Raw genomic sequence first — 14,067 nt, 5'->3', positions numbered from 1 at the left:
CTGCGGGTTAGCGTGTCCCGGTGACCGATTCTGAGACCCCTCTGCAACCGCCACTGGCCGAACGCATCCCGAGTGAGCGCGTCTTCCACGGCGACGTGTTCGTCGACGACTTCGCCTGGATGCGTGACCACGACGACCCGCGCCTGCTCCCGCACGTCAAGGCGGAGAACGCGTACACCGAGGCGGTCACCGGTCACCTCGCTGCGGGCACGGAGGCCATCTTCGCCGAGATGAAGTCCAGGATCGTCCAGGACGACGTCTCGGTGCCGGTTCTGCTCGGTGACTGGTGGTACTACGCGCGCACGGTCGAGGGGCAGCAGTACGAGATTCATTGCCGCACACCACGATCCGTACACGCCGATCGACCCACACCCGTCCCCGGGACGCCGCTGGCGGGGGAGCAGGTGCTGGTCGACGGCAACGCCGAAGCCGAGGGCGAGGAGTTCTTCGAACTGGCCGCACTGGAGATCGACCGCACCGGGGAACGGATGGCGATCCTGGTCGACCGCACCGGCGGCGAGCTCTATGACCTCGACGTTCGCGAGATCGCGTCCGGACAGGTGCTCGACCACACGGTGAAGCAGGCGAGTCACGATCTGGCGTGGTCCTACGACGGCACGCACCTGTTCTACGTCCGCCGCGACGACGCGTGGCGTGCTCACCAGGTTTGGCGCCACGAACTCGGCTCGAACACCGAGTCCGACGTGCTGGTGCTGGAGGAGGCGGACGAGATGTTCGCTCTCGGCATCGAATCCTCGCGCGACGACAAGTGGCTGGTCATCCAGTCCGGGTCGCAGCTGACCAGCGAGGTCCGACTGCTCGACCTGCGTGACCCGCTCTCCGAACCGCTGCTCGTCGAACCCCGCAAACACGGACTCGACTACTCGGTCGAGGTCGACGGCGACCGAATCATCTTGACGCACAACGGAACTCACGCCGACTTCGCGCTCGCCTGGGCACCGCTGGAAGCTCCGGGCCGAGCGAACTGGAAGCCGGTGTACGAGCCGGCTGCGGGGGAGCGGGTGCTCGGGGCGCTGGCATTCGAGGGCTTCGTGACGATGTTCCTGCGCCGCGGCGGTCTGCCGACCGCCGACCTGCTGTCGAAGGCGATCGCGGGTGAGGAGCCGTACGGCGACCCGCGTCCGATCGACGTGAACGGCATTCCCCGCATCGGCCCCGGTTCGAATCCGAGCTATGACCAGACGACGGTGCAACTCGTCGCCACGTCGCTTCTCACGCCACGCACGGTCGTGGACGTCGATTCCGACGGAGCGAGCTCCGTGCTGAAGGTGCAGGACGTGCGCGGGTTCGACCCGGAGAAGTACGTGGAGGAGCGGGTCTGGGTCACCGCGCGGGACGGCGTCCAGGTGCCGGTCGACATCGCCCGCCGGGCCGACGTCCGCGCCGACGGCACTAACCCCGGATTCATCTACGGCTATGGGTCCTACGAGGTGAGCATCGATCCGGCGTTCTCCGCGCTGCGACTGTCGATGCTCGACCGAGGGGTCGTGTACGCCTTGGCGCACCCGCGTGGCGGCGGTGAGATGGGCCGAGCCTGGTACGACGACGGCAAGATGCTCGCCAAGAACAACACCTTCAACGACTTCGTCGACTGCTCGCGCTGGTTGATCGATCAGCAATGGGTTGCACCGGATCGGCTTGCGGCAGAAGGAGGTTCGGCCGGAGGACTGCTCATCGGTGCTGTCGTCAACCGGGCGCCGGAGGTCTTCCGTGTGGTGCACGCCGCGGTGCCGTTCGTCGACGCCCTCACCACGATCCTCGACCCGACCCTGCCGCTCACGGTCGGGGAATGGGAGGAATGGGGCAACCCGATCGAGGATCCCCGCGTGTACGCGTACATGAAGGGTTACAGCCCGTACGAGAACATCCGTCCCGTGCAGTACCCGGCGATCCTCGCGACCACGAGCATCAACGACACCCGCGTCTCGTTCGTGGAACCGGTGAAGTGGGTGCAGCAGCTGCGCGAGATCACCACCAACGGGGCCGACCGCCCGATCCTGCTGAAGACCGAGATCGTCGCCGGGCACGCCGGCAGCAGCGGACGCTACGACGCCTGGAAGCAGGACGCGTTCGAGATCGCGTTCCTGCTCGACCAGATCAAGGCCCTCTGACACTTTCCTGACGCCGAGTGGCCGGGCTATGAACCAGCGTCCGGGTTATATCCCGGCCACCGGTTCACAGCCCGGCCACTCGGTGCGTTCGGATCAGGCCGTCTCCGCCTCGGACTTGATCTTCGCCAGGGTCTGCTTCATGCCGGTCATCAGGTGGGCCTCGAAGGTCGGCTCGCCGCCGAGCACCTTGTCGATCAGCACCTTCGACAGTTTCGTGGTGTCGTTCGAGACGTCGCGGGTCTCGGTCAGGCGGGTGCCGCCGTCCGCGGTGGGTTCGAGTTCGTAGATCCAGGTGCTGTGGTTCTCGCGGATCTTGAACGCGATCCTGCGCTCGGGCTCGTAAGCGGTGACCTTGCTCTGGGTGGGCCAGACCTTCAGACCCATCCGGTTGATGTTCATCATCGTGGCGCCCTGCTTGATCTTGCCACCGCGCACGATGACCTTCGCCGTGCTCGGGCTCCATTCGGCCATGCGCTTGAGATCGGACACGATCGCCCAGACCCTCGCCGGCGGTGCGTCGATGTCGATCGAGGTGGACAGGTTCGCGGGCATGAACAACTCCTGGACGTCTTCGGGTGATCTGCTCGCGATGTTATGCGCACGAACTGTGCTCGTTGAGCCCGCAGGGGTTCGACGCCCGAGCAGACGAACTGGACGATGTGTTGCGACGACGGGCACGACACGTCGTCACCGACAGCGCCCGAGCGGTGCGCGCCGCGCAACTGCTGTCGGCAGGAGGCCTGCGCAGTGTCGGTTCCCTCTTCGAGGCATCACACCGCTCGATGCGGGACGACTACGAGATCCGCGCCGACCGTCGACCTGATTCAGCGGACTGCCGTCGAATCCGGCGCGATCGCAGCCCGGATGACCGGCGGCGGATTCGGCGAAAGTGTGATTGCAACGGTCGAAAAGGGACGTGGGCCAACGGTTCTGGCGCGCTGCGCAGAGGCATCTCGACTCGCCGGTCATCCGACCCCGACGGCGTTCGTTGCGAGCGCCGGCGACGGTGCCCGCCGCCTGGACTGACGCTCGCCGTCAGCGCTTCTTGGCCGGGATTCGAAGTCCGCCGGCGATCAGCCGGCGGATCAGCTGACCGCCGCTCACCTCAACCGCGCCGGCGGCGACGACCTGCGCGTAACGGTCCTGCGGAATGTCATAGTGGTCACCGTCGAACAGGTGATCCGGAAGACCGACGGACCGCGCGAAGCTGTGCAACTCCGCGTACGACTCGTCACTGACCAGATGCGACCACAGGCGGTCGTACGCAGGCCAGAACGGCGGGTCGATCAGGACGGTCATGGGCAGTGACTTCACCACGTCGGACGCCGCGGCGCAACTACCGGGCCATATGCGGCGCCCTGACTCATCGCTCCTGGAGTGCGGCGCCCAGCTGCTGCGCGTATTCGGCGGCCTCCCCGTCGGTGTACTTCGTTCGTGGCCAGAAGAATCCGCGTAACCCGTCGCCCTTGGTCCTCGGGACGACGTGGCAGTGCAGGTGTGGAACTGATTGCGACACAGCATTGTTCATCGCGACGAACGTGCCCTGTGAGTCCAGGGCCTGCGGCATCCGTGCGGCGATGTGCTGCACGACGTCGAAGAACGGCGGCACCTGGCCGGACGGCAGGTCGGCGAGTGTCTCGTGGTGCTCGTGAGGCACGACGAGCACATGTCCCTTGAAGACCGGGCGGGTGTCGAGGAAGGCGATGGTGCCGGGGGACTCGTGCACGACGAAGGCCGCAGTCTCGCCCGAGATGATCTGGCAGAACACGCAGTCGCTCATCGGGCGAGTATCCCTCATCTGATGGGCAGGTCCACCCGTTCCGCAACTGCGACAGGGCAGTATCTGTGGAATGAACCAACGCGATGTCGAAGGTGCCGCACGTCAGGTCGGTGACTCCAAAGTCGTCGAGTGCGGCGCACGGGTCGGGTTCGCCGCGAGCGGTCTGTTGCATCTGCTGATGGCGTGGATCGCGGTCCGTATCGCGTGGTCGAAGGGCGGCGGCAGTGCCGACCAGACCGGCGCCCTCGGCAACCTGTCCGGTCAGCCCGGCGGGAAAGTGATCCTGTGGGTCCTGGTGGTCGGATTCGTCTTGCTCGCGCTGTGGCATCTGACCGAGGCGGCCACCGGCTCGCCCGGGACGGAGGCCAAGGACCGGGCGAAGGACGCCGTCCAGGACGTCGCGAAAACGGTGTTGTTCATGGGTCTTGCCTGGACCACCTACAAGTTCGCCTCGGGCGGTTCGTCCTCCAGCAGTGGCAACACCCGTGACTTCACCGCGAAGCTGATGCATCAGCCCTTCGGACGCGTCCTCGTGGCCATCATCGGTTTGGTGATCCTGGGTGTCGGTGCGTACCACTTGTACAAGGGCTGGACCGAGAAGTTCCGGGAGGACCTGCAGGGCAACCCCAGTGATGCGGTGATCCATGCCGGTCGAATCGGCTACGTCGCCAAGGGAATTGCACTGGCTATCGTCGGAGGGTTGTTCGTCGTCGGGGGAGCGAAGGGCTCCACGAAGGAGACGACGGGCCTCGACGGTGCGCTGCGCACCTTGCTCGAGCAGCCGTTCGGCAAGATCCTGCTCACCGTCGTCGCTCTCGGCATCGCCTGTTACGGCATCTACTCCTTCGCGTGCGCGAAATTCGCGAAGGTCTGACGAGACCCGAGCAATCCGGGCAGTCATCGGCACAGGCGGCTATGTATCGCCCTGCGGCGGTTGACTCTCGTTGGGCGTGGTTTCTGGCAAGGCATGGGAGGACGTGCTGCGCCCTGGGGATTGCCACCTCACCGACCGGACTGGGCGGGTCCCGAGAGTTTGCGCAGTCAACGTACCCACGCCCACGCTGCGTCCGGACGCGCAGGTCATGACGTGCGCACCCGGATGTGACGAGGGCATCTGTACGCAAGGTGCGCGTCACGCCGCTGAGAGCTCAAAGCGAGCGCCGCCCCCGATGACGGGGACGGCGCTCGCTCGATGTGCAGGTGACCTGACGAATCACAGGTCGTAGTACATCTCGAATTCGTGCGGGTGCGGACGGAAGCGGATCGGATCGACCTCGTTGAGGCGCTTGTAGTCGATCCAGGTCTCGATGAGGTCCTCGGTGAACACGTCGCCCTCGGTGAGGTAGTCGTGGTCGGCCGCGAGCGCGTCCAGCACCTCGGGCAGCGAACCGGGCACCTGCTCGATGTTCGCGTGCTCCTCCGGCGGCAGCTCGTAGAGGTCCTTGTCGACCGGCTCCGGCGGCTCGATGCGGTTCTTGATTCCGTCCAGACCGGCCATCAGCTGAGCCGCGAACGACAGGTAAGGGTTCGCCGACGGGTCGGGGATTCGGAACTCGATGCGCTTGGCCTTCGGCGAGGTGCCGGCGATCGGGATGCGGACGCAGGCCGAACGGTTGCGCGCCGAGTACACCAGGTTGACCGGAGCCTCGTAACCCGGCACCAGACGGTGGTAGGAGTTCACCGTCGGGTTGGTGAAGGCCAGCAGCGACGGAGCGTGCTTGAGCAGGCCACCGACGTACCAGCGGGCGATGTCGGACAGGCCGCCGTACCCCTTCTCGTCGTAGAAGAGGGGCTCGCCGTCCTTCCAGAGTGACTGGTGGGTGTGCATACCCGAACCGTTGTCGCCGAACAGCGGCTTCGGCATGAAGGTGGCGGTCTTGCCGGCCTGGAAGGCGGTGTTCTTGATGATGTACTTGAACTTCATGACGTCGTCGCCGGAGCCGAGCAGCGTCGAGAAGGTGTAGTTGATCTCCTGCTGACCGGCGGTGCCCACCTCGTGGTGCGCGCGCTCGACGTTCAGGCCGACCTTGTCCATGTTGACGCACATCTGGTCGCGCAGGTCGGCCATGTGGTCGACCGGCGGGACGGGGAAGTAGCCACCCTTGACGCGCGGCTTGTAGCCCAGGTTGCCGCCCTCTTCGACGCGGCCGGTGTTCCATGCACCCTCGACGGAGTCGACGTAGTAGTAACCCGAGTGCGAGTTCGTCTCGAAGCGCACGTCGTCGAAGATGTAGAACTCGGCCTCGGCACCGAAGAACGCGGTGTCGGCAATGCCGGTCGACTTCAGGTAGGCCTCCGCCTTCGCGGCGATGTTGCGCGGGTCGCGGCTGTAGGCCTCACCGGTGAACGGGTCGACGATGGAGAAGTTCATGATGAGCGTCTTGCGCTCACGGAACGGGTCGAGGTAAGCCGACTTCGGGTCCGGGATCAGCTTCATGTCGGACTCGTGGATGGCCTGGAAACCTCGGATCGACGAGCCGTCGAACATCTGGCCGGTCTCGAACGCGTCGTGGTCGAACGTCTTGGCAGGCACATTGAAGTGCTGCATCACGCCCGGCAGGTCACAGAAACGAACATCGACGAACTCGACGCCTTCGTCCTTGATGTACTTCAGGACCTCGTCGGCGTTGTTGAACATGGAACCTCCATCTGGAATGTCACAGCCGGGGTATTCCTCGGCCGTTCGACTGAGTCGACCTTATCGGGGCGCGGTTTCCCGGCAGTGACCCGATTGTTTCGCCCGTGTTACGTCTTGGGCCCCGATGAGCCCGAACATTTCGCGGCATCACCGCTGGCTTAGGCTCGGGACGTGGTTGATCGTCGTGATGTAGGCAGCTGGCTGGAGGGTCCCGGAGCGGTCCGCGAGCGGGCCGAGGGTGACTATCCGGGACGCGACCTGGGCTTGCCGGAGTCGGGACCGGGTTCGATCGCCCGCACCGGCCCCCGCGCGATCGCACTGGTCATCGACTGGGCGCTGTGTTCGCTGATCGCCGCCGGTCTCCTCGGATTCAGCTGGGGTGAACCAGGAGCTGGCAGCTTCAAGCCGTTGCTGGTCTTCGTGATCGAGAACATCCTGCTCGTCGGCACGCTCGGCATGACGGTCGGCCACCGGATCATGGGGTTGATGGTGCTGCGGGTGGACGGCGAACGTGCCGGCCTGGTGCCTGCGACGATCCGGACCCTGCTGCTGGCCCTGGTTCTGCCGGCAGTGATCTGGGACAAGGACGAGCGCGGCTTCCATGACCGGATCGCTCGCACGATGATCGTCCGCACCCGCTGAGGCGCTCACCCGCGCTGCAGCTCACCGGAGCATCCGGTCAGAAACGTCGTCACCCCACGACCATCGAGGTCGTGGGGTTACGAACTGCAGCAGGTGTGTACGTCAGCGGCCGCGCATCCCGCGGCGGTCCGGACGCGCGTTGCGCGGGTCCATGCCCGGGGGGATCGGCGGACGCTTCGTGCCGAGCGCGCGCAGGCGCTTGTTGACGGCAGTTACCTCAGCGGTGGTGAGCTTCTTGTCCAGCTTGCCCATGCGCTTGGTGATCTCGCTGACCGCGACGGTGTCGTCGCCCTGGCCCACGCGGTAGATCGTGACCGGAACCTCGGGACCGACGACCCGTTCGACCCGCTTCTTCTCCGAGTTGAGCAGCTTGCTCGCATTGGCCTTCGGACCTTCACCGATGAGCACGACACCGGGGCGTCCGACTGCGCGGAAAACCATTGCGGCAGAACCCATGTCGCGAGGGTTACGGGCACGGCCCGCGTCGGCCGCGACCGGCTCCTGCTCCACGAACCACCCTCGACGCAGCGCACCCAACGCAGCACCGGACGCCCCCGGCTGCCCGTCGAGCTGGCTGTACGCGGCCCGCTCGGCCAACCGGCCGAACACGATCATCATCAGCAGCAGTCCGACCATCAGGCCGATGAAGCCCAGGTAGAACGGGTGTCCCCACGCCAGGCCGATCAGCAGCAGGGGAAGGAAGCCGACGAGGAACGCGAGGGCCATCCACAACGGGATCCGCGGGTTCTGCTTGACGGCGCCCTTGTAGAGGGTAGAGATCTGGCTGAACCGACCCGGCTTGTTGGGGTCCTTGGGCCTGCGTTCGCGGCGCGACTTCTTCGGCGCCTTCGCGGTGGAGGAGGTGGACATGCGGTTCAGGATACTTGCGGGCCGAGCTTGGCCATGAGCGACGCCGCTTCCTGACGGGCGGGCTCGGATGCTGCCTGCGCCAGGTGGCTGAGGTGTTCCGGCACCTCGCGTCCGAGTGCGGCCATGGCTGTGGAGTACAGGCGTCCGGCGCGGTAGGACGAGCGGACCAGGGGTCCGGCCATCACCCCGACGAAGCCGAGGTCACGGGCCACGTCGCTCCAGTGCACGAACTCCTGCGGCTTCACCCATCGGTCGATCGGGTGATGCAGGGGAGAGGGACGCAGGTACTGGGTGATCGTGATGATGTCGCAGCCGGCCTGATGCAGGTCGGTGAGCGCCTGCTCGATCTCGTGCTCCTCCTCGCCCATGCCGAGGATGAGGTTGGACTTGGTGACCAGCTCCTGTTCCTTGGCCATGGTGAGCACCTTGAGCGACTTGTCGTAGGTGAACGCCGGACGGATCCGCTTGAAGATGCGCGGTACCGTCTCCAAGTTGTGCGCGAACACCTCCGGACGTGCGTCGAAGACCTGACCGACCAGGTCCGGCTTGGCGCCGAAGTCGGGCGGGAGGATCTCGACGCCGGTGTTCGGATTGAGTTCGTGGATCTTGCGGATGGTCTCCGCATACAGGCGTGCGGCGCCGTCCGGCTGGTCGTCGCGGGCGACGCCGGTGACTGTGGCGTACCGCAGGTTCATCTGCTGGATGGATTCCGCTACGCGGCGCGGCTCGTCCATGTCGAGTTCGGTCGGGCGACCGGTCGCGATGTCACAGAAGTCGCAGCGACGGGTGCAGACGTCGCCACCGATGAGGAAGGTGGCCTCGCGGTCCTCCCAGCACTCGAAGATGTTGGGGCAACCGGCTTCCTGGCAGACGGTGTGCAGCCCTTCGCTCTTCACCATCGTGTGCAGCTTGGTGTAGGCCGGACCCATCTTCGCGGTGGTGCGGATCCATTCGGGCTTGCGCTCGATCGGCGTCTCGGCGTTGCGGGCCTCGACGCGCAGCAGGCGGCGTCCCTCCGGTGCGATGGTCATCCTCGAACGGCTCCCTCGATCAACAGACAGTCACGCGCGTGGCGGCGGTGACACGGTTCGTACCAGCGTACGCGGCCGGGTTCAGTCGTCTCGCCCGGAATGGGCTACTGCCGCGTAGGCGGCTCGGGTCGAAGCACCTAGCGTTTAGCCCAGGATCGAGTCCAGCCGCTTTTCGACGTAGGGCAGCACCTCGGCGACCGTGAGGTCGCGACCGAGTTCCCGGGTGAGGTTCGTGACACCCGCGTCCGGAATCCCGCACGGGACGATGGTGGTCGACCAGGACAGGTCGCAGTCGCAGTTGAGTGCGAAACCGTGCATGGTCACGTCCCGGCTGACCCGGATGCCTATCGCTCCGACCTTGCGCTCCGGCCTGCCGTCGGACGCCGGGAACCACACGCCGCTGCGTCCCTCGACACGTCCGGCATCCAGCCCGAGATCGCCGCAGACATCGATCATCATCTGCTCGAGCCGTCGCACGTACGCGACCACGTCGATCGGGTCGTCGAGTCGGACGATCGGGTAACCGACCAACTGGCCCGGGCCGTGCCAGGTGATCTTGCCCCCACGGTCCACGTCGATCACCGGGGTGCCGTCGAACGGGCGCTCGTGTGGTTCGGTGCGCTTTCCGGCGGTGTAGACCCGAGCGTGCTCCAGCAGCAGGACGGTGTCCTCGCGGGTGCCGTCGACGACCTGCGCATGCACCTGCTTCTGCAGGTCCCAGGCGTGCTGGTAGTCGACGAGATCGGGGTCGAAACCGACGTGTTCGATGCGCATTGGCTCAGCGTAGAACCGAGCCGGACCCTCGACGTGCGCGGTTCGGTACGCGCGGGTAGGTGGACTGCGTCCATACAGAAGGCGCGGACCGAGAGGCTCACGCTGCAGACAATGAACACCTTCATCGCTGCGACGAAAGAGCGAACCCTCGTGCCGGCTGGTGGCGGTGGCTCGGGTCAGTACGCCGCGGGCGACGTAGGAGTAGATCGTCGCGGGCTGCACGCCGGGCATTTCGGCTGCCTGCGCTGTCGTGATCAACTCGCCGCTCATGGTTCGACCGTAGGGCAGCACTACCGTGTTCGCATGCGCGTTGGAATCGCCGGGTACGGCATGGCAGGACGTGGAATCCATCGAGCGCAGCTGCGAGCTGCCGGGTTCGAGATCGCGGCTGTGGCGACGTCTTCGGCGCAGCGTTCGGATGCGGCGCGTGCCGACGAGCCGGACGCCGTGGTCGTGCCGGATCTGGACGCCCTTCTCGAGGTGTCGGGCTTGGACCTCGTCGTGCTCGCGACACCGAGCGGGAAGCACTTCGAACACCTGATGGCCTGCATGGCGGCCGGCTTCCCAACTGTCGTCGACAAGCAGATCGCGGTCGATTCCTCGGCTGCCCGAGAGGTGGTCGAGGCTGCTGAGGATGCCGGTTGCCCGTTGACGGTTTTCCACAACCGTCGCTGGGACCCGCCGCACCTGACCGCGAAGAAGCTGATCTCGGACGGCGCCATCGGCGACGTCATTCGCTACGAATTCCGTTGGGAGCGTTGGCGTCCCGAACCCAAGGATCGTTGGCGTGAGCAGGCGTCGGCCGCCGACGGAGGGGGACTGCTGCTCGATCTCGGGACGCACCTGGTCGACTCGGCGGTCGATCTCTTCGGACCGGTGGAGTCGGTCTTCGCGACGGTCTCGGCTCACACGACCGTCGCCGAGGATGCTGCGGTGCTCCTGTGTCGACACGCCTCGGGTGTCGTGTCCGAGCTGTCGACCACCTCGCTCGCGGGCGCTCCCGGACCACGGTTGCGAGTGAGCGGGACGAAGGCGGCGTACGTCGTCACCGAGTTCGAGACCGAACCCAACGCCTATCTCGGGTTCGAGAACTCCGAGGGCCACATCGGTTGGATCGCTCGTGGCGAGACCAGGGAACCGGTCCGCGAAGTGCAGGCCTCCACGACCTTCTACCAGCAGGTCGCGGCCGCGCTGCGCAGCGGTGACGTCCAGGCGGCGATGCCGGTGGACCCGTGGGACGCGGTCCACACGGCGCGGGTGATCGATGCGGCCCGGCGCTCGGCCGAGAATTGGCAAGCGGTCGATGTGGCGCGCGGTTGAGGTCGCTCAGAGATCGATCGAGACCACCGCCCGTCGCTTCGAGGGTTCGTGAATGACCGCGAACCCGGGCGAGTCGGTAACGCTGGCAACGACATTCGGCCGCTGATCCCTTCGTGCCGAAGACCTGGTCGAGTTCGGCACAGCTGACCTGGTTCGCCGGGCGAACCTCGACCCGGTCGGTCCTCGCCACGGTCGTCACTCCACGACGAGGTGCTGGTGACCGTCGATGTGCTCGCGGGCGAGGTCGAGGTGGCCGGCGTGCGTAGCCGTTTCGGTGAGCAATCTCAGGACGACTTCTCGCGACGTCTCGAACGCAGGGAAGGGGAAGACATCCGAGCCGGGCCACCACTTCGGGGCACTGTCGAGATCGAGGTCTGCGAGGAGATCGTCGACGCGCATGGTCCAGCGTCGGTAGGTGGCGATCGCATCAGCGCCGCGCGTCACCGGCACCTGCCACCCGTCCTGGACGAGCCCGATCGCTTCCTCGTCGCCGCCGAGAACCGCTGCACCCCAGAAGATCTCGTCGTCGTAGGTGAGGTGGTTGATCATTCGGGCGATCGACCATCCGGACGGTGCCACCGGCTGGAGCAAGTGGTCATGGCCGAGGTCGTCCGTCGTCGCCAGCACGTGTGCTCGCTGGGCATCCAGGTGAGCGAAAAGCAGCGTGCGTTCATCGATCATGCCGCCCAACTTATGGGGCATCGGAATGACTGTCACCGGCGCGACGATTGGTGCCCGAGGGCGTGCTCGATCTTCGAGGTGACCCCGGTGTCGGAATCGACCAACTCCTCGTCTATCGCGGCTTACCGCGCCATGGCTATGGCTTGGACCGCTTGTAAACCTCCGTGGACGGGAAATGTGGTCGGCTTTGCGTCGATCTTGCCGTTGTTTCGGCGCGGGTGAATTCGTACCTCAGTCCCCGGCTCAACCAGCGATTGTGGCGCGCCGGTTACCTTCCAGCGGTGGCGAGGGTTGCGAGTGTCAGTCGCCCGGTTCAATCAGCGATCGTGGGGACCCGATTACCTACCGGGGCGATATCGCGCCTGTCAGTCCCACGGGCTCAATCAGCGCAGGGGGCGTCCGAGCGGGCACGGGTGCGATTGCGCCACACCGCCCCGGCGAACACCGCGCTCATGGCTGTGAAGTACGCCGTGTGATACCAATCGTGATCGAGCGCTGATGACACGGCGCCCACCGCCGTGAACAGCATGGCGAGCGCACCCAGCACCAGCAGGAATCGCCACGTGCGGGGGCCGACGCCGAGGAACTCACTCACCGTCACATCATCACTGCTCGGGCCAGGGTGGTGTGGATAACTTCCGACGGCGTTGTCGATCGGTGGCACGGTGTCGGCATGGACGAGCTCATGGACGGCAGCGGGAAGCCGGTGATTCCCGGTTACGAGGTGATCGACCGGCTGGGCGCCGGGGGATCGGGCGAGGTCTGGGTGGTGCGACGTCCGGACGGAATTCGTTTGGCAGCCAAACTGATTCCCTCGTCTCACGAGCGCACCGTCGGGGAGGAGGACTTCCTGCGCAGACTGGATCACGATCATGTGGTCCGGTTGCGCGACACCGTGCGGGAGGAAGGCGGGGACGAACGCACCGTGCTCATCCTCGATCTGGCCGAAGGTGGATCGTTGGCAGATGCGATCGAAGCCCGGCGCACCCTCACCCCAGGTGAACTGGTGACCGTGCTGACCCCGATCGCGCGAACCCTGCACGACCTCCACGGCTCCGGACTCGTCCATGCCGACATCTCGACCGGCAACATCCTGTTCACCGACGCCGGCAAACCGTTGCTGGCAGACCTCGGCGTCGCCAGGCTGGCCGGCAGCTATGACGACACCACCTGGGCCACGGATGCGTGGGCCGCGCCCGAGGTACTCGCGGGACAGCCCGCGGGACCGGCGTCCGACGTCTACGCACTCGGCGCGGTGGCTTGGGCCTGCGTGACCGGCACTCCGCCACCGCCGTTGCTCCAGCGCCCCGACCTTCAGGGTGTGGCATCGCACCTGGATGGGTCGGTCATCGAGTTGATCGACGAGGCGATGTCGTTCGATCCGGAAGAACGTCCCAGCGCAGGCGAATTCGCGCTGCGCCTGTGGCGATGCGCCGAAGCGCGACCGGCGCCGGTGGCCGGCAGTCGAGGATCGCGCCGAGCAGCAGACGCCCAAGAACCGGTGCTGCTCACGCGCCGGATGATCCGTGCGGCCAAGGCCGTGGAGGATGCCGAGACCGAACTCGAACCGTCTCTGCGGTCACGGCTCGCCTCGAAGCTTCCCGCGCGGCACGCGCTGGTCACCGGAGCGGGTGCGGCACTGGTTACCTCGGTCGTCGCGACGGGAGTCTGGGCGCTCGTGCCCGACGAACCGACGTACGCCACCGGCCACGTCGATCCGTCCACGCCGACTTCTGCGCCGCCGGCGGTCCAGCAGCCGTCGGCTGCCGCTCCACCCGCCGCGAAGCTTGTCCCGAAGCCGGTCCCGAAGCCGGCTGTGGCGCTCAAGACCCCGTCCCAGATCGTCAGCGACCTGGTGGCGGCTCGAGCGAGGGCATGGAACCAGGAGGACCCCCAACTTCTGGTCCATGCCCTCGCCCCGAATTCACCCGCGGACAAAGCAGATCGGACCGCACTCGCGACGGCGCAGAGGCAGGGTGCCGATTACGGGCAGGTGAGGTTCGACGTGGGGCAGGTCTCGGTCACCAAGAGGTCGGCCAGCCGGATGACGGTGATCACCACGGTGCAACGATCCGACTACGTGGTCACCACAGCCTCCGTCACACATGACCGACCGGCCAACTCCCAGCGCGTGACTCTCGAACTGGTGCGGTCGGGTCAGTCATGGTTGATCCACTCGTGGCGATGAACAACCCGTCC

The 14,067-nt window shown here is 66.2% G+C and carries 14 protein-coding genes; 5 read left to right on the top strand and 9 right to left on the bottom strand.

Going from position 1 to position 14,067, the window contains the following annotated elements:
• The first annotated feature begins 20 nt into the window (after positions 1-20).
• Positions 21-2,132 (top strand): S9 family peptidase, encoded by a 2,112-nt coding sequence (locus MF407_RS08565; RefSeq protein WP_239702025.1) that lies wholly within the window; start codon positions 21-23, stop codon positions 2,130-2,132.
• Between the two features lie 93 nt (positions 2,133-2,225).
• Here the strand turns inward: MF407_RS08565 and MF407_RS08560 are convergent, their stop codons facing one another.
• The 3 genes from MF407_RS08560 to MF407_RS08550 all read right to left on the bottom strand — a co-directional run bounded on the left by MF407_RS08560 (position 2,226) and on the right by MF407_RS08550 (position 3,930).
• Positions 2,226-2,684: an SRPBCC family protein gene (locus MF407_RS08560; RefSeq protein WP_129624059.1), complete on the bottom strand. Its 459-nt coding sequence runs from the start codon at positions 2,682-2,684 to the stop codon at positions 2,226-2,228.
• Positions 2,685-3,167: 483 nt separating this feature from the next.
• Positions 3,168-3,431 carry a DUF4031 domain-containing protein gene (locus MF407_RS08555; RefSeq protein ID WP_141928078.1) on the bottom strand — a complete coding sequence of 88 codons (264 nt, stop codon included), beginning with the start codon at positions 3,429-3,431 and terminating at the stop codon, positions 3,168-3,170.
• A gap of 64 nt (positions 3,432-3,495) precedes the next feature.
• Positions 3,496-3,930, bottom strand: coding sequence for an HIT family protein (locus tag MF407_RS08550; RefSeq protein WP_129624056.1), 435 nt, complete (start codon positions 3,928-3,930; stop codon positions 3,496-3,498).
• Positions 3,931-3,982: 52 nt separating this feature from the next.
• On the opposite strand from MF407_RS08550, the gene MF407_RS08545 reads away from it, so the two are divergent.
• Entirely contained in the window at positions 3,983-4,786 is an 804-nt protein-coding gene (locus tag MF407_RS08545) for a DUF1206 domain-containing protein (RefSeq protein WP_239702024.1), read from the top strand.
• 339 nt (positions 4,787-5,125) lie between these two features.
• Here MF407_RS08545 and glnA read toward each other — a convergent pair whose 3' ends face one another.
• Positions 5,126-6,550, bottom strand: coding sequence for a type I glutamate--ammonia ligase (glnA, locus tag MF407_RS08540; RefSeq protein WP_129624054.1), 1,425 nt, complete (start codon positions 6,548-6,550; stop codon positions 5,126-5,128).
• Between the two features lie 171 nt (positions 6,551-6,721).
• Between glnA and MF407_RS08535 the strand changes: the two genes are divergently transcribed.
• On the top strand, positions 6,722-7,192 hold the full coding sequence (locus tag MF407_RS08535) for an RDD family protein (protein ID WP_129624053.1): 471 nt from the start codon (positions 6,722-6,724) through the stop codon (positions 7,190-7,192).
• Positions 7,193-7,294: 102 nt separating this feature from the next.
• Here the strand turns inward: MF407_RS08535 and MF407_RS08530 are convergent, their stop codons facing one another.
• The 3 genes from MF407_RS08530 to lipB form a co-directional block, all read right to left on the bottom strand.
• Positions 7,295-8,062, bottom strand: a complete 768-nt coding sequence (locus MF407_RS08530) for a DUF4191 domain-containing protein (protein ID WP_129624052.1) — start codon at positions 8,060-8,062, stop codon at positions 7,295-7,297.
• Positions 8,063-8,067: 5 nt separating this feature from the next.
• Positions 8,068-9,093 carry a lipoyl synthase gene (lipA, locus tag MF407_RS08525; RefSeq protein ID WP_129624051.1) on the bottom strand — a complete coding sequence of 342 codons (1,026 nt, stop codon included), beginning with the start codon at positions 9,091-9,093 and terminating at the stop codon, positions 8,068-8,070.
• Between the two features lie 144 nt (positions 9,094-9,237).
• Positions 9,238-10,098 carry a lipoyl(octanoyl) transferase LipB gene (gene lipB / locus MF407_RS08520; RefSeq protein ID WP_275578544.1) on the bottom strand — a complete coding sequence of 287 codons (861 nt, stop codon included), beginning with the start codon at positions 10,096-10,098 and terminating at the stop codon, positions 9,238-9,240.
• Positions 10,099-10,170: 72 nt separating this feature from the next.
• On the opposite strand from lipB, the gene MF407_RS08515 reads away from it, so the two are divergent.
• Positions 10,171-11,187 (top strand): Gfo/Idh/MocA family oxidoreductase, encoded by a 1,017-nt coding sequence (locus MF407_RS08515; RefSeq protein ID WP_239702023.1) that lies wholly within the window; start codon positions 10,171-10,173, stop codon positions 11,185-11,187.
• Between the two features lie 195 nt (positions 11,188-11,382).
• Here the strand turns inward: MF407_RS08515 and MF407_RS08510 are convergent, their stop codons facing one another.
• Positions 11,383-11,889 carry a DUF664 domain-containing protein gene (locus tag MF407_RS08510; RefSeq protein ID WP_239702022.1) on the bottom strand — a complete coding sequence of 169 codons (507 nt, stop codon included), beginning with the start codon at positions 11,887-11,889 and terminating at the stop codon, positions 11,383-11,385.
• 358 nt (positions 11,890-12,247) lie between these two features.
• On the bottom strand, positions 12,248-12,463 hold the full coding sequence (locus MF407_RS08505) for a hypothetical protein (protein WP_239702021.1): 216 nt from the start codon (positions 12,461-12,463) through the stop codon (positions 12,248-12,250).
• Positions 12,464-12,541: 78 nt separating this feature from the next.
• Between MF407_RS08505 and MF407_RS08500 the strand changes: the two genes are divergently transcribed.
• Complete coding sequence (locus MF407_RS08500) at positions 12,542-14,056, top strand: protein kinase (RefSeq protein WP_239702020.1); 1,515 nt, start codon at positions 12,542-12,544, stop codon at positions 14,054-14,056.
• The last annotated feature ends 11 nt before the right edge of the window (positions 14,057-14,067 follow it).

The organism is Yimella sp. NH-Cas1 (genome assembly GCF_022359705.1).
Lineage (GTDB): Bacteria > Actinomycetota > Actinomycetes > Actinomycetales > Dermatophilaceae > Yimella > Yimella lutea.
The sequence above is the reverse complement of the archived record's forward strand: the minus strand, read 5'-3'. Positions and strand labels throughout refer to the sequence as shown.